This is a genomic window from Cruoricaptor ignavus (assembly GCF_014961145.1).
In the GTDB taxonomy this organism is placed as follows: domain Bacteria; phylum Bacteroidota; class Bacteroidia; order Flavobacteriales; family Weeksellaceae; genus Cruoricaptor; species Cruoricaptor ignavus.
This window is the reverse complement of the sequence record NZ_CP063145.1, coordinates 1,728,531-1,747,263: the sequence shown is the minus strand read 5'-3', so window position 1 is coordinate 1,747,263 and position 18,733 is coordinate 1,728,531. Positions and strand designations below refer to the sequence as shown.

Below are 18,733 nucleotides of genomic sequence, written 5' to 3'. Positions count from 1 at the left end.
ATTTCACTAATTTTGCACCCTTAAAAATCTTTTCTTTGCCGAAAACCGCCGCATATCATACCCTGGGCTGCAAGCTGAACTTTGCGGAAACCTCCACCATTGCCCGAAACCTCAGCGATGCAGGCTTCCAAAAGGTGAATTTCGATGATGCGGCAGATGTGTATGTCATCAATACCTGCTCCGTCACAGAAAATGCAGACCGCGAATGCAAGCTCGTGGTAAGGCGCGCTATGAAAGCCAATCCCGATGGTTTGGTGGTGGTGGTAGGCTGCTACGCACAGCTGAAGCCCGAAGAAATTTCCGCGATTCCCGGTGTGGATTTGGTTTTGGGAGCCAGGGAAAAATTCAACATCGCCCATTTCATCGATGATTTGAAGAAAGCGGAAAACCTTGGCACCGTGCATTCCTGCGAAATCGAGCAGGCAGATTTCTTCGTGGGCAGCTACTCAATCGGCGATAGGACACGGGCTTTCCTGAAGGTTCAGGACGGCTGCGATTACAAATGCACTTATTGCACCATACCTTTGGCGCGCGGAATTTCCCGCTCTGACACCATTGAAAATGTGCTAAAAAACGCCCGAGAAATTTCGGCAAAAGGCATTAAGGAAATTGTTCTTACCGGCGTGAACATCGGCGATTACGGCAAGGGTGAATTTGGCAACAAAAAGCACGAGCACACATTCCTCGACCTGATTTCCGAACTCGATAAAGTGGAAGGCATCGAGCGTATCAGGATATCATCCATAGAGCCCAACCTGCTGAAAGACGAGTGCATAGAGCTTGTGGCCAGGTCAGAAAGATTCGTGCCGCACTTCCACATCCCGCTACAAAGCGGCAGCGATGAAATCCTGAAGAAAATGAAGCGGCGCTACCTCACGAAACTTTACAGAGACCGCATTGCGAAAATCCGCAAAGTAATGCCCGACGCCTGCATCGGCGTGGATGTCATCACCGGATTTCCCGGCGAAACGGAAGCGCACTTCCTGGAAACCTACCACTTCCTGAGCAGCCTGCCGATTTCCTACCTGCATTGCTTCACCTATTCCGAAAGGCAAAATACAGAAGCCGTGCTGATGGAAGGCGCCGTGCCAATTGCCGAGAGAAAGCGGCGCACCAAAATGCTAAGGATTCTCTCCGAGAAAAAGCGGGCGGAATTTTACCGCACACAAATGGGGAACACGCTGCCTGTGCTTTGGGAGCACGACAACAAAAACGGGACGATGTATGGATTCACAGAAAATTATGTAAGGGTAAAAAAACCTTATAATGCGGATTCTGCAAACAAGATTGAGCTTGTAAAACTTATTTCCGCTGAGGATGACGGCACAGTTGCCATAGAGCCAGCTTCCTCCGCAGATGCTTTCCGCAGTTTCCTCAGCAGGGTTATTTAACGCGGCTTCGCGACCTGTAGAATTTTTACATTTTATCAAAAACTTTATTACCTTTGAGCAATTTTTTAGCTTGAAATAATGAGAAAGGAATTTCTGATGTATGGCGGCATCATCCTGGCCGTAAGCTGGGCGTTGACGCTGATTTTCAAAGTGCATTATTCGATACCGATTATCCTCACTATCCTGTTTGGGATCGGCATCTACAATATGACGCAGAAACGCCACGCCATTATGCGGAATTTCCCGCTTCTAGGCTATTTCCGCTATTTCTTCGAGAGCATTTCGCCGGAAATTCAGCAGTATTTCATCGAAAGGGAAACCGACGGCAGGCCGTTTCCAAGGCATCAGAGAAGCGCAGTGTACCGCAGGGCAAAAAACCTGCGAGATACCGTACCCTTCGGTACCCAGCTAGACATCAACCACAGGAAATACGAAGGAATAAAGCATTCCATCTATGCAAAAATCCCGAAAGAGGAACTACCCCGCGTAACCGTGGGCAACCACCAGTGCACTCAGCCCTACAGCGCCTCGCTTTTCAATATTTCTGCGATGAGTTTCGGCTCGCTGAGTGACCGCGCACAGATTTCCCTGAACCGCGGCGCGAAGAAAGGGAATTTTTACCACAACACCGGCGAGGGCGGCATCTCCCCCTACCACCTGGAGGGCGGCGATCTCTGCTGGCAAATCGGGACAGGATATTTCGGCTGCCGCGATGAAGAAGGGATGTTCTATCCCGAGCTTTTCCGGGAAAAATCCGCTATCCCGAATGTGAAAATGATTGAGATTAAAGTATCCCAGGGAGCAAAGCCGGGGCACGGCGGCGTTTTGCCAGGCGTGAAAAACACCCCGGAAATTGCGAAGATCCGCCATGTGACGCCGGGCGTTACCATCCTATCGCCGCCGGGGCATAGTGCATTTTCAGATGCGGCTGGGCTGCTCAAATTTGTGCAGCAGCTGAGAGAACTTTCAAATGGGAAGCCTATCGGCTTTAAGCTTTGCATCGGCGATACGAAGGAATTTGAAGACATTTGTGAGCAGATGAATTTGCTGGGCATTTACCCAGACTTCATCACGGTGGATGGTGCTGAAGGAGGAACTGGTGCTGCTCCGCCGGAATTTTCCGACGGCGTGGGGATGCCGCTGGAACCCGCCCTTATTTTCGTGAACAGAACGCTGATCAATTATGGCGTACGCGATAAAATCAAAATCATTGCGAGTGGAAAAGTTTTAACGGCGCTGGATATCCTTCGCGCTCTGGCAATGGGTGCCGATCTGTGCAACAATGCGCGCGGCTTTATGTTCGCGGTGGGCTGCATCCAGGCGCTGCGCTGCGATTCCAACGCCTGCCCTACAGGTGTGGCTACGCAGGATAAAAACCTGATTAAAGGCCTGAACATTACCGATAAGGCAGAGCGCGTTTACCACTTTCACAAGAATACGCTACACACCTGCAACGAGCTGCTAGCCGCGGCTGGAAGGGAAACCTACGATCAGGTAGATGCTTCGATGTTTATGCGTGGGGATGAATTTGATCATCTTTCTGATCAGTTCTTCCCGGATATTCTGTCCAATGTGCGGAAGAAACCTGCGCCGAACACCTGATCAGATAATCTACGAGAGGCTTCGGCCTCTTTTTTTAATATTGTGTTGCTGGAACTGGACACCTCCATAGAATTTCTGAAGAACATCGGTCCGGAGCGCGCCAAGCTACTGAACGACGCCTTGGGCATACGGACTGTGGAGGATTTTCTTTTCTATTTCCCGTTTAAATTTACCGATAAAACAAAAATTTATAAAATTTCCGAACTCCAGCCGGAACTCTCCTCGGAGGTACTGCTGAAAGGAAGAATCTCAGCACTGCGCGAGGTGGGCGAAGGCTATAAAAGGAGGCTGACTGCGAGGTTTCAGGACGAGGGCGGCTCGCTGGAGCTGGTATGGTTCCGCTACAAAAACTGGTTGATTGCGCAAATCCCGACGGACCGTGAGGTTTTGGTGTACGGGAAACCCAATTTTTTTAATCACTCAATTTCAATAGCGCATCCGGAAATTGAAATTCCAAAAGGAAATTTGGAAGATCACTCGTTAATGCCGGTTTATTCATTGCCGGAAAAACTTAAAAAACGCGGCTTCAATCAGGCATTTTTCCTTAAAACAAACAAATTGATCCTTGCCGAAGCTGAAAGGCTGCTTCCGGAAAACCTGCCGGAAGATATTTTAAACAAATATAAACTGATGCCCCGCAGCCAGGCGTTTGAACAGAGCCATTTCCCAAAAGATCTGGAGCATTTTAAGAGGGCTGAGGAACGGCTGAAATTTGAGGAGGCTTTCTACTTCCAGCTGACTTACGCACTGAAAAAACAGCTGAGGAAAAGCACGCCGGCGGGAATCGCAATGCCTGCAGTAGGAGATTATTTTAATGATTTTTATGAAAATCATCTTCCCTTTCAGCTCACCGCTGCACAGAAACGAGTTTTAAAGGAGATACGCGCAGATCTGAAGTCTCCTATCCAGATGAACAGGCTGCTTCAGGGTGATGTAGGCTCCGGAAAAACTATGGTGGCGCTACTATCTATGCTGATTGCGATGGACAACGGATACCAAAGCGTGCTGATGGCACCTACGGAAATTCTTGCGCAACAGCACCACAGCAGCATTTCGGAATTACTGAAAAACACCGGCATCGAAACCGCGCTCCTCACGGGCTCTACGAAAAATTCCGCCCGCCGCGGCATCATTGAGGAATTGAAAAATGGCGCCCTGCCCATCCTCATCGGTACACACGCTGTGCTGGAGGATCCGGTGGAATTTCACAACCTCGGGCTTGCCGTCATCGATGAGCAGCACCGCTTCGGCGTGGCACAGCGCGCAAGGCTATGGGCGAAAAATAGCACGCCTCCGAACATCCTGATCATGAGCGCCACCCCAATTCCCAGGACGCTGGCGATGAGCTTCTATTCCGATCTGGATGTCTCCGTAATTGATGAACTCCCGGCAGGGCGCAAACCTGTACTCACCGTGCACCGCCGAGAGCAGGAACGGCTGTCCGTCTACCGGTTTGCGGCAGATGAAATCCGGAAAGGCCGGCAGGTTTATTTCGTATATCCTCTGATAGAGGAGAGCGAAACGCTTGATTATAAAAATCTTACGGAAGGCTTCGCCCACATCCAAGAATTTTTCAATGAGTACAATGTGGCAATGCTGCACGGGCGTATGCGGCCTGATGAAAAGGAAGAAGCGATGCAGTATTTCGCCTCAGGAAATGCGCAGATCCTGGTAGCTACCACCGTGATAGAGGTTGGGGTAAATGTGCCCAATGCTTCTGTGATGATAATCGAGAGCGCCGAGCGTTTCGGGCTTTCGCAGCTGCACCAGCTTCGGGGCAGAGTGGGACGCGGAGCCGAGCAAAGTTATTGTATACTGATGACTTCCAATAAACTTTCTCAGGACAGCCGCACGAGGATAAAGACAATGTGCGAAACGAACGACGGGTTCAGGATTTCCGAGATGGATATGAGGCTTCGCGGTCCCGGCAACATTCTCGGGACACAGCAAAGCGGGACGCTGGACTTTAAAAAACTAGACCTCGTGGCTGATGCACACATTATGCGCGCGGCAAAGAAATCCGCAGAACGGCTGCTGGAAGAAGACCCACTATTGTTGTTTCCAAAAAATATGTTGGTAAAAAACTTTTATCAAAAAAATCTTCGTCAGAAAAATCGCTGGGGCAGGATTTCATAAAAAAAACCCGCAGCAATCTGCAGGTTTTGTCTCAACTTTTGTGAAGGATTATTTTCCAAAAATCTTAGTAGCGTAAGATACTGTGTTCTCGATAAGTTTGCGGTTATCTACGATATAATCCAGAACATCATTTACGAAGTCGGAAATGGTTTCCTTTGCATCCTCTACTTTATCTTCTGCCTCGTCTCTCCAGTCTTCAAATTTGTCAGACGCATTGTGCGCAAATTTGTTTACTTTTTTCTTAGTTTTTTTCAGAGATTTTTTGTCATTCCCCTTAGTCAGATAATAAGCTAGCGCACCTACGCCCACTACTGCTGCTGTTCCTAGAAGGACTTCTTTTTTGTTTGAATCGCTCATAATTATAAGATTTAAAATTTGAATAGTTTACCGCAAATATGCTGCCGAAGACGGTAGAAAATTGTTAAAATTTCCTTAAAAAGAAATCTTGCGCATTTCGTTCCGGATTTTTTCCTGGAGAATATCGGATGCTTTCACCAGCGGCAGGCGCAGATTGTTTTTGATGATGCCTTTTTCTGCCAGCACCGTTTTGATGCCACACGGATTCCCCTCCGCGAAGATAAGCCGCGTAATATCCACAAGCCTGTTGTGAATTTCATAGGCCTCGTCCACCTTCCTGCTGAAAGCAAACTGTACCATATCTGAAAATTCTTTCGGGTAAGCCTGCGCAATTACTGAAATCACGCCGCTTCCACCCGCTAGCGTGACGGGCAGCGTATACTCATCGTCACCGGAGCAAAGGCTGAAGTGCGCGGGCTTTTTCCTTAAAATATCGAAATACTGGCTGATGTTCGGCGCTGCCTCCTTTATCATAAAAAGATTCGGGAACTCCCCGGCGAGCCGCAGCGTGGTATCAGCGTCTATGTTCTGCCCGGTTCTCCCCGGTACATTGTAGATGATGATTTGTTTGCCCGTTTCCGCGAGGGTTTTGTAATGCTGGTAAAGCCCCTCCTGGTTTGGCTTATTGTAATAGGGAGAGACCGAAAGCACAGCCTCGAATTCCGAAAGATCCGCAGCCTCGATCTGATGTCTAACCTCGGCGGTATTGTTGCCACCGATGCCAAGGACGAGCGGCAGCCTGCCGGAATTCGCCTTAATAATATGGCTGATGACCTGCGACCTCTCCTCCGTGCTCAGCGTGGCTGCCTCTGCAGTGGTACCCATCGCCACGAGGTAGTTTGTGCCGTTTTCTATATTAAATTCTATCAGGTGGGTGAGCGCTTCGAAATCAACTGACAAATCATCCTGAAAAGGCGTCACCAGGGCCACCCCAACACCTCTAAGTTTTTCCATAGCAAATCTTTTATCCAAATTTAAAAAAAATAACCGAGTATGCGCCGGATTTGCAACCGATTTTTAGAGTATATCATTATATTTGCCCGCAAGACTTTCTCTCCGATGAAAAGAAAATTTTTCGCGCTCGCTGCCGCCTCCGTAGCGCTATCCGCCTGCAGGGCTCCGCTGGCAGTAGCGGATGTGCATACTCAGAAAAACATTGCCATCACTGCGGAGTTGGAGGATGAGCCGCGCGTGAGCGCCACGATAGAGCCCTACCGCAACACCATGGAAAAGCAGATGAACGAGCGCATCTCGCATACCGCGATGGACCTTACAAAAAACGGGGACAACAGCAACCTGGGCGCACTGCTGGCAGATTACACGCTGGAAAGCGCCAAACGCTGGGCAAGGCAAAACGGCATCGCGGAGCCCGACGCGGCCATCATCAATATCGGCGGCATCCGCTCTACCATCGGGCGCGGCGAAATACTGCTGCGGCATATTTACGAAGTAATGCCGTTTGAAAACGAACTGGTACTGGTAAAAATAAAGGGTAAGGACATAGGGGAGCTCTTCCACTATTATGAAACAACGGAGAAAAACAATCCGGTTTCTCAGCTCTATATTGAAACCGACAGCGGCAGGCTTACTAACTACCTTATCCGGGGGGCAGCGCCGAGCCCGGAGAAGACTTACATAATCGCTACTTCAGACTACCTCGCCCTGGGCGGGGACAATATGGATTTTTTCGGCAAAGGAGAGATGATAAGCACCGGGCTGAAACTGCGGGATGCTTTCGTGGAAATGTTCAGGGAAAACCCAGAAATTACCGCACCGAGCGACATTCGGCTTAATTTTAAAAACAAAAAAACCGGCAGATAATGGACAGAAAACACTTCCTGAAACTAGCGGGCGGCGGCATACTTGCCGCATCATTCGCTCCCGGCATGCTGTTTGCCGGCGGCAGAAACCTCTCTGCGGAAAAAGCGCAGCACAAGCTCACGATACTCCACACGAACGATCAGCACAGCCGTATAGACCCCTTCGATGCCGGCTACACCCGCAACCCCAACCAGGGCGGCTTCGCCAGGCGCGCCAAATTGATAAACGACATCCGAGGCAAGGAAAGAAATGTGCTGCTGCTGGATTCGGGGGATGTGTTCCAGGGGACGCCTTATTTCAACCTCTTCGGCGGCGAGCTGGAGCTGAAGCTGATGAGCATGATGGGCTACGATGCTACCACTATAGGCAACCACGAGTTTGACAACGGACTGGAGGGCCTGCTGAAGGTGATGCCGAATGCCAATTTCCCCTATATTATTTCAAATTATAATTTTGACAATACTATCCTGAGCGGGAAGACCCTCCCATATAAAGTTTTTGAAAAAGGAGGAATCCGGGTGGGAATTTTTGGGCTCGGTATAAAGCTGGCAGGGCTGGTGGGCAAAAGGCACTACGGGGAGACTCAATACCTTGACCCTGTAGAAATGGCGCAGCATTATTCTGAATTTTTAAAGAAAGAAAAAAAATGCAACCTGGTAATCTGCCTTTCCCACCTTGGGTACAAGTACGGCAATGACCAGATTTCAGACCTTACGCTTGCTCCGCGGACGGAAAACATCGACCTGATTCTCGGCGGGCATACGCATACCTTCCTCCCGGAGCCCCAGCAGGTGATGAACCGAGCCGGCAAACCGGTGCTCATTAACCAAGTTGGCTGGGCAGGGCTGCTCCTCGGCCGGCTGGATTATTATTTCGATAAGGAGAAAAATGTGCAGCGCATCGCGTGGGGTGCACTGCCGGTGGACGGCAGCATAATTGTGTAAGATATGAGGAAAATTATATTTGCCATCTTTTCGGCATTACCTTTTTTGTCTTCTGCTCAGAAGATAAGCGACAGCCGCTGGCAGGATTTGTTTTCTTACAATAATGTCCTCGCCATCCGTAAAGACGGGGAGCGGCTGATAGCTGCCGCGGAGAACGGAATTTTTTATTACCATCCCGTTTCGGGGGAGATCAGCAAACTTTCCAAAGCCAATGGGCTACACGAGGTAAAAATTTCCGCCTTTGATTATAATAATGAAACAAAGACGGGACTCATCGGCTACGAAAACGGGCGTCTGGATGTGATCACACCGGAGGGCATTAGCCTTGTGGTGGATGTGCCGCTCTCTGGCGGATATAGGGGCACGAAGCGCATCAACCATATCTCCATCACAGGGAATCGGGCGGCGGTTTCGATAGGCTACGAGAATGGCAAACAATCCAGCCAGTATGCTCTGGCTATATTTGACCTCGAAAAAAAGGAATTCGGGCAGTCGGTGATAATGAGCGAGCCCAGCAGAGAGGCTGTGATTTTGAACAACGAGGTTTATACCGTAACGAACAAAGGCCTGAAATCCCACGAAATAAATGTGACCTTCCCGCTGTATAGTAGCTGGAAAAATCGTTCAACAGGCGATTTTCATAATATAGCATTACATAATGGGGCGGTTTATTTTGCGGGTAATGATACGGCACTCCACAATTTGGGCGGAAGTTCTACAATCTTCGCTAGTAAAATTCAGGATATTTTAAGCACTAATAATTCACTACTTGTAGCTACAAGTGAAGGTGAAAATTCCTGGATTCAGAATTTAACGGAAAATAAAATTGAGCATTTCGAAGCGTTTTCAAACACTGGTTTTTATCTTGCTAATAGTTTATTTTCAGGTTCTAAAACCAAGGGAATTTTATTTAAGGAAAATGCTGAAAAAGTAAAAGAAGTTAAACCGGATGGGCCTTTCAATAATTTTTCTTACAAGATAAATTTGAAGGGCGATAGAATATGGGTTTCCACAGGAACAAGGGAAGACCGCTATAACAAAGCGCCAACAATTCTGAACCAGCTTGGCTTCTATTATTTTGACGGGAAGAAATGGCACTACCCAGACCTTTTTAGAAAATATTCAGTGGAACTTAATGTTTTAGATGCCATTGGAAATCCGCAAAATTTAAATGAAACCTTTATAGCTAATTATAGTAATCCAAGAGAGAGCGCAGGTGTCTTACTAATAGAGAAAGACGGGGACGATTTTATAATCAAGAAACATTTCATCTTAAATAGTAGCGCTAAATCCTATAATAAAAGGCCTGTGGGCTTTGTAGTAGATGATAACAGAAATCTATTTCTTACCAGTTCATATTTTGGTACTGACGATGGTAGTGGATACCATTTATTAGACACAAAAAACTCTTTTATAATTGGTGGAAGACAAGTTAAAAGTTACGCAGCAGCGCAAAAACCTGTAATAAATGATGGGTTTCTTTGGTATGGAGATCCAAGGGCAAATGAATTCATCGCAATTGATTTGAAAAATACGCCGCAAAATTTGAATGATGATGAAGTTTATATTTTAAAGGGCACGACACCTAATTTACCTGCTAATGCAAAGGGTGGATTATCCATTGCCTTTGACAAGAACGGTGATGCGTGGCTTGGAACAGATGCCGGATTAAGAATTTTGGCCAACGCCAATACAGCAGTGAAAAACAATCCACGGGCAGAACCTATTATTATCACGCAAAACGGCCTTGGCGAGGAACTCTTCCGAGATTCGGCTATCCTTCAGATCGCGGTGGATTCTGGGAACCGCAAGTGGGTATCCGTGGATGGCGGCGGGGTGTATTATCTCAGCGCTTCCGGGCAGCAGACTATTTATCATTTCACCAAGGAAAATTCACCGCTGCCGGACAACAGCGTAACGGACATTAAAATAGACTCCTCCGGCAAGGTATATTTCGTGTCACACTCTGGGATAGTAAGTTTTCAGGGGGATACTGCCAATGTCACTGAAAACTTTTCCGATGTCCTCGTTTACCCTAACCCCGTGATTTACACCCAGTACAAGGGCAGCGTACACCTGAAAGGCCTTGCAGAGAAAACAAATATCAGGATTACGGATGCAGCCGGCAACTTGGTGCACCAGGCGGTGGCACGCGGCGGCACCTATGAGTGGGATCTTACCAGCAAGGGCAAAAGAGTGGCGTCCGGAATTTATTTCGTGCTGATGACCAATGCGGACGGCACCGACAAGGCATCGGCAAAAATTGCAGTAGTAAACTGATGCACAGCGATGAAGGCTACCTACTCTCATTTGTAAAAGTGGGAGATTATGATGCCGTAGTGCATATTTTTTCACAAAACTCCGGCTACCAAAGTTTTTTTTCAAAATCTGTTTTTAAATCCAGAAGAGGTAAGAAAGCCCTACTGAAACCCTTGCAGAAAGTAGAATTTTCCTACAGTACGAGGCACTCCAGCTTAGCATATCTTTCAAGGTTTGAGGCAAAGGCTTCCCGGGAATTCAGCGTAAAAGCTAATCTCATATTGTTTTTCGCCGCCGATTTGCTGAATGATTTGCTGCGGGATGAGCAACAAAACATTGCGGTATACACCGCCGTTGAAGAATTCCTCCGGCAGCTGGAGGGCAGGAATTACAGCGCGCATTATCTTTTCATCTTCAAACTGATTGAGATATTTGGCATCCTGCCGCTGTCGGGTAGTGGGGATTTTCTCGATCCCGAAAGAGGGATTTTTTCTGCGGAGCAGAGCAGTACACTTTTCAGCGCAGAGGTTTCTGAAATTTGGAAGCGAGTTTTAGACGCAGGGATTGATTACGCCGAAAAAATTCCTATCCAAAAAAAGGAAGCACTGCTGGAGAGCCTGCTGGTATTTCTAAGCTATCACCAGGGCATCAGAATCCCGAAATCTCTTGAAGTGATAAAGCAAATGACAGAATAAATAAAAAAAACCGACCACTATTGGCCGGATTTTTCAGTTTTTTTATAACTTTATTATCTCTTCAAACCAAGCTTGCTGTGGGAGTAATCTCTGATTTCTTTTACCAAGCCGGCATCTTCTGCAAGCGATTTACCGTAAGATGGGATCATCGCAGAAAGTTTTTCTTTCCAATCGCCTTTCACCTGCTCCGGAAAGCACTTTTCGATGACAGTAAGCATCGCAAAAACCGCGGTAGAGGCGCCTGGGGACGCGCCGAGGAGCGATGCCAGATTGCCGGCTTTGTTCACTACTACCTCCGTTCCAAATTCAAGTTTTCCGCCATCTTTTTCGTCGGCCTTAATGATTTGCACGCGCTGCCCCGCTATCTTTAGCTCCCAGTCAAAATCGCGGGCATCTTTTATGAAATGGCGAAGGTGCGCCATCCTTTGCGATTTGGTCATCGCCACCTGCTCCACAAGATATTTTGAAAGCGGGATGTTGTGAATGCCCGCACCAAGCATCGGCACCAGGTTTTTAAAATTCACGCTGAACGGCAGATCCAGGTAGCTGCCCTGCTTGAGGAATTTTGTGGAAAAGCCGGCAAACGGCCCGAAGAGAAGCGCCTCCCTCCCGTCGATTATTCTTAAATCAAGGTGCGGTACAGACATTGGCGGCGCATCCACCGTTGCCTGGGTATAGACTTTTGCGCGGTGCTGCTTTACCAGATCCTGATTGAACGATACCAGCCACTGCCCGGATACGGGGAACCCACCGTAGCCCTGGGACTCTTTGATTCCCGAAGAATTCAGGAGCGGCAGGGCATACCCGCCCGCGCCGATAAAGAGGAAATCTGCAGAAACGCGTTGCTTATGCTTATTGATCCTGTCTTTGATTGTGATTCTCCACTTACCATTCTGATCCGGGGTAATATCCTTGGCCTCGTGGTAAACAAAGGTTTCTACCTTACCAGTTTGCGAGAGGTACTGCGCCATTTTCCGGGTAAGTTCGCCAAAATTCACATCGGTACCCAGGTGCATCCTTGTGGCCGCGATGGCTTCTGCCTCGCTTCTTCCGCTCATCATCAGCGGCACCCATTCTCTGATTTTTTCAGCCTCGTTACTGAATTCCATTCCTTCGAAAAGCTGAGATTTCTGAAGAGCCTCAAATCTTTTCTTTAAAAAAGCTGAATCTTTCTCACCAAAAACCAAGCTCATATGCGGGCAGGTATTGATGAAATCCGCCGGGTTTTCGATATAGCCCTTGTCCACGAGGTATGCCCAGAACTGCTTGGAAACCTCGAACTGCTCGGCGATTTTCTCAGCCTTTGAGATTGATATACTTCCGTCCTTCGCCTCCGGGGTGTAGTTCAGCTCACAAAAAGCGGAGTGCCCGGTGCCTGCGTTGTTCCAAGCATCGGAGCTTTCTTTGGCAAATTTCCCAAGCCTCTCAAAGATGGCTATGTTCATCTCCGGGTTCAGCTCGTGGAGCATCATAGCAAGGGTTACGCTCATTATTCCTCCGCCGATCATTACGGCGTCGTAGTGCGGTTTTGGAGTTTTATTTTGTGGCATATTTTAATTTTTTATTTTTTTAATTCAGTATTGTGCTTAGCTTCCGGAACTGCTTTTCCGGATTTTTTTCCTCGTAAAGGATTCTGTAGACAGTATCAATGATCGGCGTGTGCAAGCCCTTTGCCCTGGAGGTTTCGTAGATGCTTTTGGCAGCGTAATAGCCTTCCGCAACCATATTCATGCTTTGGATGGCTGATTTTACGGTGTAGCCCTTCCCTATTAAGTTCCCAAGATTTCTGTTTCTGGAAAATAGAGAGTACGCCGTCACGATTAGGTCGCCAAGGTAGGCGCTTTCGTTCACATCTCGGGGCACCTCGTGTATGCCTTCCAGAAAATGTTCCATCTCGCGGATAGCATTGCTTACAAAGACCGCCGTATAGTTGTCCCCATATCCCAGCCCGCTGCTGATGCCTGCCCCCACGGCATAAATATTTTTCAGGATAGCGCTATATTCATTTCCTAAAATATCGGCACTGGGGTGCACCCGGATGAAATCAGAAGCGAATGCCTGCTCCAGCATCCCGCAAACCTCGGCGCACCCAGCCGCTATGGTAAGGTAGGAGAGCCGCTCCATCGCCACTTCCTCCGCGTGGCACGGGCCGGCCAGCACCGCCTGGCGCTCAAAAGGGATGTTGAATTCATTCCTCAGGTAGTGGGCTACCACATCATTTGCCTTCGGAACAATACCCTTTATTGCGGAAACAAAAATCTTGCCTTCGTACGGTACATAGAGTTTTTCTACTGCTTCTGAGAGATAAATGGATGGCGTGGCGAGCACTACCACATCGCACTGTGCCACCAGCTCGTTGATATCAGTGGTAAGCTTCAGGCATTTTAAGTTAAAATTGACCGCTGGAAGATATGTCGGGTTGTGGCCGCGGAGCTCTATGGCGCCCTTTACAAACTCGCTTCGTACACACCAGTGCACGCATTCGCAGTTCTCCAACAACATCTTCACAATAGCCGTGGCAAAACTGCCGCTGCCCACTACGCCTACTGCAGGCAGGGTTCTGGTATTTTTCTCCGATTTCTTCGCTTTTTTTGCAGCCAATTTTACTGAAAAAATAATGAGAGCAAAGATACTAATTCATTAGGGATTAAGTTGTTATTAAGTTTGTATTTTTGCTTTTATTTTCAAATCCCGATGAAGGACATATTTAAAAAAGTGGCAAAAAGCCCGCTGTCGGTAGTGATTCTTTTAGCAATTATCATAGCACAGGCGTTGTGGATCTTAAAACTCAAAACAGAAGATAAGGCAGGCGGCAAGCTGTACGAAGTAAATCTGATGCCCATAAAGAACGAGCGGGACAGCGTAGATTTTCTGCAGATGCGCAGCGACCTGGCGGATGTAAATCAATATCTCCGGAGTCTTAACAATCTTTTTGCGGCAAAGAAAATCCCGAATGAAAAACTACAGAAACTCTCCACGGACAGCCTCGCCAGCGCAGTATACCTCGCCAGGAGCAGCCAGCGCTACAGCCGCTACCTTGCCGAGCTTCAGGAAAAACTGCTGCAAACCCCGCTGGGTATGCCCGCCGATGGGTATGTGTCATCAAATTTCGGGTTGAGAAAAAATCCAATTCCGCCAAAAGCTAAAGAAATAAAACCCGCTGCTGCCTGCCAAGCCTGCAGAGATATACCCTGAAGAAAGGGATAGCCTGGGGAACATAATACCGGGCAAAATAGCAGCGCAAAAGCCCACAGGAAAAAGTAAGGCGGAAGGAAAAAGCGACGAATCCGAACCGGAGCAAATGCAGTTTCACAAAGGTATGGACATCGCGGTACCCTATGGCAGCGATGTGAGGTGCACCGCGGAGGGAACGGTAATTTTCGCCGGAGTAAAAGGAGGCTACGGGAATTGCGTAATCGTGTCCCACAAAAACGGGCTCGCTACGCTATACGGGCATCTTTCGCAAATCCTTACCAAGGTAAACGATGAGGTAAAGGTAGGCGAAGTGATCGCAAAAACGGGCAACAGTGGGCGATCCACAGGGCCGCACCTGCACTACGAGGTACACCGCAACGGCACGCCCGTAAACCCGAAACTATTTTTGAATTAAATCTTCGTTTTTTGGCTCTCGGCACTTGGCGCTAAATCATCTGCCACGGATAGGCGCCATATCCAGTTTCAGTGAGAAGAAATTAGAGTAATAATTAGACCCGCCCACCCCGGAGTTGGAAATGGCATAATCCACGGTGACGCCGCGGTAGCGCACGCCGATGCCCGCGCTGGGCTGAAAGGAAACTTTCCTTTTTTCGTTTTCGATATCGGTGATGGTCTGAAAACGGTTCACTCCCGCGCGTAGGAAAATTAAATTATCGTACACCAGCTCGGCACCGAAGTACGGCGTGATGCTGGCAAAGTCGGTGGAAATTACCGCCGCGGTTTTAGCAAAGTCCACATTGATGCCCACTTCAGGTAGCAGCGATAGATCTCTGGACAGCGTAAAATTTCTACTTGCGCCGAGATTTAGCTTGGGCATTGTGAGTTCCAGCCTATCTTCTGGTGCGGGGTTAAATTCTTCGCCTTCTACAGTTGCGGAGAGCTTTTCCTCATTGATCTTCCAAAAATTTACCGTAGTAGTGGCGTCGCGCAGCATCCCGCCAAAATTCCAGCCTGAATCTGCGTGATACAGGGCACCGACATCAAAGCCAAACCCAAAACCATTGGCAAATTTCCCAACATTCCGGTAAACGATTTTGGCGGTGGCTCCCACATCCACCCTCTGGTTCAGCCTGAAGGCATACGAAATGAGCCCCGCATAATCTGCCTGCGAGAACTTTGAAATCTTGTCATAATCGATATTCCCCTCCGGATCTATCATTTGTGTAGTATCGAGGATGTCATCTATCCCAAGCCGCACCAAGGAAAGCGCCAGCGCACCGCCGTTGTTGTCCAGCGCTTTGGCATAGGAGATATAGTCGTACTTCGCGATGGATTCAAAATATTCTGCGTGCATCGCAGCGCCCTGCCAGTCGCTCTCCACGCCGGTAAGCCCCGCAGGGTTCCACATCGGGGCATAGGCATCATTCTGATGGGAAATCACCGCTCCGCCCATGGCGAGGCCGCGTGCTCCCGCGCCGATGTTCAGGAATTCATTGGAATATTTCCGGACAATCTGCGAGTGTGCAAAGCCTGAACTGAAGGCAAATATTACGGGAAGAATTCTCTTAATCATACTGAGAAACAGATTTTTGCTTTGCTTTTATGATTCCGTTAACTACTATCGCCAGAATCATCCCGAGGGACGCTAGATAGAACATGGGACTCATATGCTCCGATTCTCCAAAGATAAGGTAAGCGAGGATAATTCCGTACACGGGCTCCAAATTTACAGTTAAAATTAAGGTAAATGGAGAAATGTACTGCATTAGCCTCACAGATTCAAACATCGGATATGCGGTAAAAACACTGGCAAGCAAAAGTATTAACGCTAAATCCCGACCGGATATTTCAGTAAAACTAAAAATATCGCCAGAAATCGTGAAATAAATCGCCATCAGAAGCCATCCGCCAAATATTTCGTAAAAAATAATATTTCCCGCCGAAGTTTTTCCAAAAATTTTCCCGTTCAGTACTGAGAATATGGTTCCCAGAAGCGCACATATAATGCCGACAACGATGCCCTCCTTGTAGTGAAACTCCGTCCTGAAAATCAAGCCGATGCAAAAAACGATAACGATGCCTAAAAGCAACTCGGTAAGGTCTATCCGCCTGCGGTATACCATAGGTTCAATAAACGCCGCAAATAGCGTGGAGAGAGACATGCACGACAGGGCGATGGAGACATTGGAGACCTTGATAGAATAAAAAAAGCACAGCCAGTGCGCAGCCATCAGCCCGCCGATACCAACGAGCTGCAGCAGCAGCCTCCTAGGCACCGCGATGGATTCTTTGCGAATCATTCTTAAATAAATAAAAAGAAAAAATGCTGCGAATAGCATCCTGTAGAATGTAAGCGGGTATGCCCCTGCTTGGATAAGCTTGCCCAGCACAGCAGTAAAGCCCCAGATAAAGACAATTAGATGCAGCCGAAATACAGCAGAATTTTTCATCAGGATGCAAATTTATTCATAATTTTCGCAATTTTGCGTTTCCTGTTTAGTGCGAATTATAATAGGTCGCAATAAAATTTATCTTAAAAATTTAAATCGTGGATTTGGAATTCAACAAGAGAGAAGATCACAATAAGTTGAAATTGGCGGAAATCAACCGGCTTCTAGAAGAAATAAAAATGGGCGGCGGCAAAAAACGGCTGCAGAAAATACGGGAAGAGGGTAAAATGACCGCCAGGGAACGCATAAATTTCCTCCTCGATGCAGGCACAGATTTTCTGGAAATCGGGGCATTTGCCGGGCACGGGATGTACGAGGAGCATGGCGGCTGCCCTGCCGGCGGCACGGTTGCTGGATTGGGCTACATCTCGGGGAAGCTTTGCGTGGTGGTAGCCAATGATGCCTCAGTAAAAGCCGGTGCCTACTTCCCCATCACCGCAAAGAAGAACCTCCGGGCACAGGAAATTGCAATGGAAAACCGTATTCCGATAATTTATCTTGTGGATTCTGCCGGTGCCTACCTACCAATGCAGGACGAAGTTTTCCCGGATAAGGAGCATTTCGGGAGAATCTTTCGGAATAACGCAAAAATGAGTGCGATGGGCATCGTTCAGATCTCAGCAATCATGGGGAGCTGCGTGGCGGGGGGCGCCTATCTGCCGGCTATGAGCGATGAAGCAATCATTGTGGAAAACACCGGGACTATCTTCCTTGCAGGCAGCTATCTAGTGAGAGCGGCAATAGGGGAAGTCATTGATAATGAAACACTTGGCGGAGCCAAAACGCACTCCGAAATATCCGGGGTTACTGATTACAGAGCTAAGGATGATGCGGATGCGCTTAATCATATTAAAAAAATAATAGCCTCCCTCGGGGACAATAAAAAAGCAGGATTCAACAGAACACAACCAGAAAAACCGAAACGAAACCCTGCGGACATTTTTGGTTTAATGCCCATCTCCCGTGCCGAGCAGTACGATATGCACGAAATTCTCGACTGTCTTTTAGACGGAGGAAAGCTTGAGGAATATAAAGCCGATTACGGGAAATCACTTATCTGCGGATTTGGCAGGATAGACGGATGGAGCATAGGCATAGTTGCAAATCAGCGCCAAATAGTCAAAAACGGAAAAGGTGAAATGCAGTTTGGCGGCGTAATCTATTCAGATTCAGCAGATAAGGCAGCAAGATTTATTTCTAACTGCAATCAAAGAAAAATTCCAATACTTTTCCTCCAGGATGTTACCGGGTTTATGGTAGGATCCAAGTCTGAACAGGGAGGAATTATTAAAGATGGGGCAAAAATGGTCAATGCGGTCTCAAATTCTATCGTCCCAAAATTCACAGTGATTATTGGAAATTCCTATGGAGCAGGAAATTATGCCATGTGCGGGAAAGCATACGATCCAAGATTTATCGTTGCCTGGCCCTGGTCAGAAATCGCAGTGATGGGAGGTTCCCAAGCGGCAAAAGTATTGCTTCAAATCCAGGAAGCGGGGCTAAAAAAAAATGGTGAAGAACTAAGTGAAAATCAGAGAGAAAAACTTCTAAGAGAAATTTCTGATAGATATAACAAACAAATTGAACCAACCTATGCTGCAGCTAGGCTGTGGACAGACGCAATCATCAACCCTGAAGAAACAAGAAAATGGATATCATTGGGAATAGAGGCAGCGAACAACTCTGAGATAACTGATAGCTTTTCCCTTGGCGTCGTCCAGGTGTGAGCCGTCGGGGCCCGTTCTTGCGCGCCACGGGGGGCAAAAAAGAAGAACCCCCGCCACTCTGGGTGGCGGGGGTCCCGGTTTAAAAAGACTGGCGGCGACCTACTCTCCCGCTTTCGCAGTACCATCGGCGCTGGAGGGCTTAACTTCCGTGTTCGGGATGGGAACGGGTGAGCCCCTCCGCAGTGGCCGCCCAAG

Annotated in this window: 14 protein-coding genes, 1 rRNA gene and 1 pseudogene; 9 read left to right on the top strand and 7 right to left on the bottom strand. The window is 48.0% G+C overall.

Going from position 1 to position 18,733, the window contains the following annotated elements; genetic code table 11:
* The first annotated feature begins 35 nt into the window (after positions 1-35).
* The 3 genes from mtaB to recG all read left to right on the top strand — a co-directional run bounded on the left by mtaB (position 36) and on the right by recG (position 5,129).
* Positions 36-1,391: a tRNA (N(6)-L-threonylcarbamoyladenosine(37)-C(2))-methylthiotransferase MtaB gene (gene mtaB, locus IMZ16_RS08380; RefSeq protein WP_394368272.1), complete on the top strand. Its 1,356-nt coding sequence runs from the start codon at positions 36-38 to the stop codon at positions 1,389-1,391.
* A gap of 78 nt (positions 1,392-1,469) precedes the next feature.
* Positions 1,470-2,993 carry an FMN-binding glutamate synthase family protein gene (locus IMZ16_RS08375; protein ID WP_193439666.1) on the top strand — a complete coding sequence of 508 codons (1,524 nt, stop codon included), beginning with the start codon at positions 1,470-1,472 and terminating at the stop codon, positions 2,991-2,993.
* A gap of 48 nt (positions 2,994-3,041) precedes the next feature.
* A complete protein-coding gene (gene recG, locus IMZ16_RS08370) occupies positions 3,042-5,129 on the top strand; it encodes an ATP-dependent DNA helicase RecG (protein ID WP_073178965.1) in 2,088 nt (695 codons plus the stop codon).
* A gap of 48 nt (positions 5,130-5,177) precedes the next feature.
* On the opposite strand, the gene IMZ16_RS08365 is transcribed toward recG, so the two are convergent.
* Positions 5,178-5,486 carry a hypothetical protein gene (locus IMZ16_RS08365; protein WP_073178804.1) on the bottom strand — a complete coding sequence of 103 codons (309 nt, stop codon included), beginning with the start codon at positions 5,484-5,486 and terminating at the stop codon, positions 5,178-5,180.
* Between the two features lie 75 nt (positions 5,487-5,561).
* Complete coding sequence (gene dapA / locus IMZ16_RS08360; protein ID WP_193439665.1) at positions 5,562-6,440, bottom strand: 4-hydroxy-tetrahydrodipicolinate synthase; 879 nt, start codon at positions 6,438-6,440, stop codon at positions 5,562-5,564.
* A gap of 105 nt (positions 6,441-6,545) precedes the next feature.
* On the opposite strand from dapA, the gene IMZ16_RS08355 reads away from it, so the two are divergent.
* Genes IMZ16_RS08355 through recO form a run of 4 tightly spaced genes read left to right on the top strand, consistent with a single transcriptional unit; the run spans position 6,546 to position 11,205 of the window.
* Entirely contained in the window at positions 6,546-7,307 is a 762-nt protein-coding gene (locus IMZ16_RS08355) for a 5'-nucleotidase C-terminal domain-containing protein (protein ID WP_193439664.1), read from the top strand.
* Positions 7,307-8,251 (top strand): bifunctional metallophosphatase/5'-nucleotidase, encoded by a 945-nt coding sequence (locus IMZ16_RS08350; RefSeq protein ID WP_073178798.1) that lies wholly within the window; start codon positions 7,307-7,309, stop codon positions 8,249-8,251. The genes IMZ16_RS08355 and IMZ16_RS08350 overlap by 1 nt, the downstream gene beginning before the upstream one ends.
* Positions 8,252-8,254: 3 nt before the next feature.
* Entirely contained in the window at positions 8,255-10,531 is a 2,277-nt protein-coding gene (gene porZ / locus IMZ16_RS08345; RefSeq protein ID WP_193439663.1) for a type IX secretion system anionic LPS delivery protein PorZ, read from the top strand.
* Positions 10,531-11,205 (top strand): DNA repair protein RecO, encoded by a 675-nt coding sequence (recO, locus tag IMZ16_RS08340; RefSeq protein ID WP_193439662.1) that lies wholly within the window; start codon positions 10,531-10,533, stop codon positions 11,203-11,205. Before porZ ends, recO begins: the two co-directional genes overlap by 1 nt.
* Before the next feature lie 53 nt (positions 11,206-11,258).
* Here recO and mqo read toward each other — a convergent pair whose 3' ends face one another.
* Together mqo and IMZ16_RS08330 are read right to left on the bottom strand one after the other, a co-directional pair.
* Positions 11,259-12,755, bottom strand: a complete 1,497-nt coding sequence (gene mqo / locus IMZ16_RS08335) for a malate dehydrogenase (quinone) (protein ID WP_073178793.1) — start codon at positions 12,753-12,755, stop codon at positions 11,259-11,261.
* Between the two features lie 19 nt (positions 12,756-12,774).
* A complete protein-coding gene (locus IMZ16_RS08330; RefSeq protein WP_193439661.1) occupies positions 12,775-13,806 on the bottom strand; it encodes an NAD(P)H-dependent glycerol-3-phosphate dehydrogenase in 1,032 nt (343 codons plus the stop codon).
* Between the two features lie 93 nt (positions 13,807-13,899).
* Between IMZ16_RS08330 and IMZ16_RS10540 the strand changes: the two are divergent.
* Positions 13,900-14,815, top strand: a pseudogene (locus IMZ16_RS10540) (M23 family metallopeptidase).
* 36 nt (positions 14,816-14,851) lie between these two features.
* Here IMZ16_RS10540 and IMZ16_RS08320 read toward each other — a convergent pair.
* A complete protein-coding gene (locus IMZ16_RS08320) occupies positions 14,852-15,934 on the bottom strand; it encodes a putative type IX sorting system protein PorV2 (RefSeq protein WP_193439660.1) in 1,083 nt (360 codons plus the stop codon).
* Positions 15,927-16,811 (bottom strand): DMT family transporter, encoded by an 885-nt coding sequence (locus IMZ16_RS08315; RefSeq protein ID WP_193439659.1) that lies wholly within the window; start codon positions 16,809-16,811, stop codon positions 15,927-15,929. The genes IMZ16_RS08320 and IMZ16_RS08315 overlap by 8 nt, the downstream gene beginning before the upstream one ends.
* A 98-nt stretch (positions 16,812-16,909) precedes the next feature.
* On the opposite strand from IMZ16_RS08315, the gene IMZ16_RS08310 reads away from it, so the two are divergent.
* Entirely contained in the window at positions 16,910-18,538 is a 1,629-nt protein-coding gene (locus IMZ16_RS08310) for an acyl-CoA carboxylase subunit beta (protein WP_193439658.1), read from the top strand.
* An 86-nt stretch (positions 18,539-18,624) separates the two neighbouring features.
* On the opposite strand, the gene rrf is transcribed toward IMZ16_RS08310, so the two are convergent.
* Positions 18,625-18,732, bottom strand: a 5S ribosomal RNA gene (gene rrf, locus IMZ16_RS08305).
* Position 18,733: the final 1 nt, after the last annotated feature.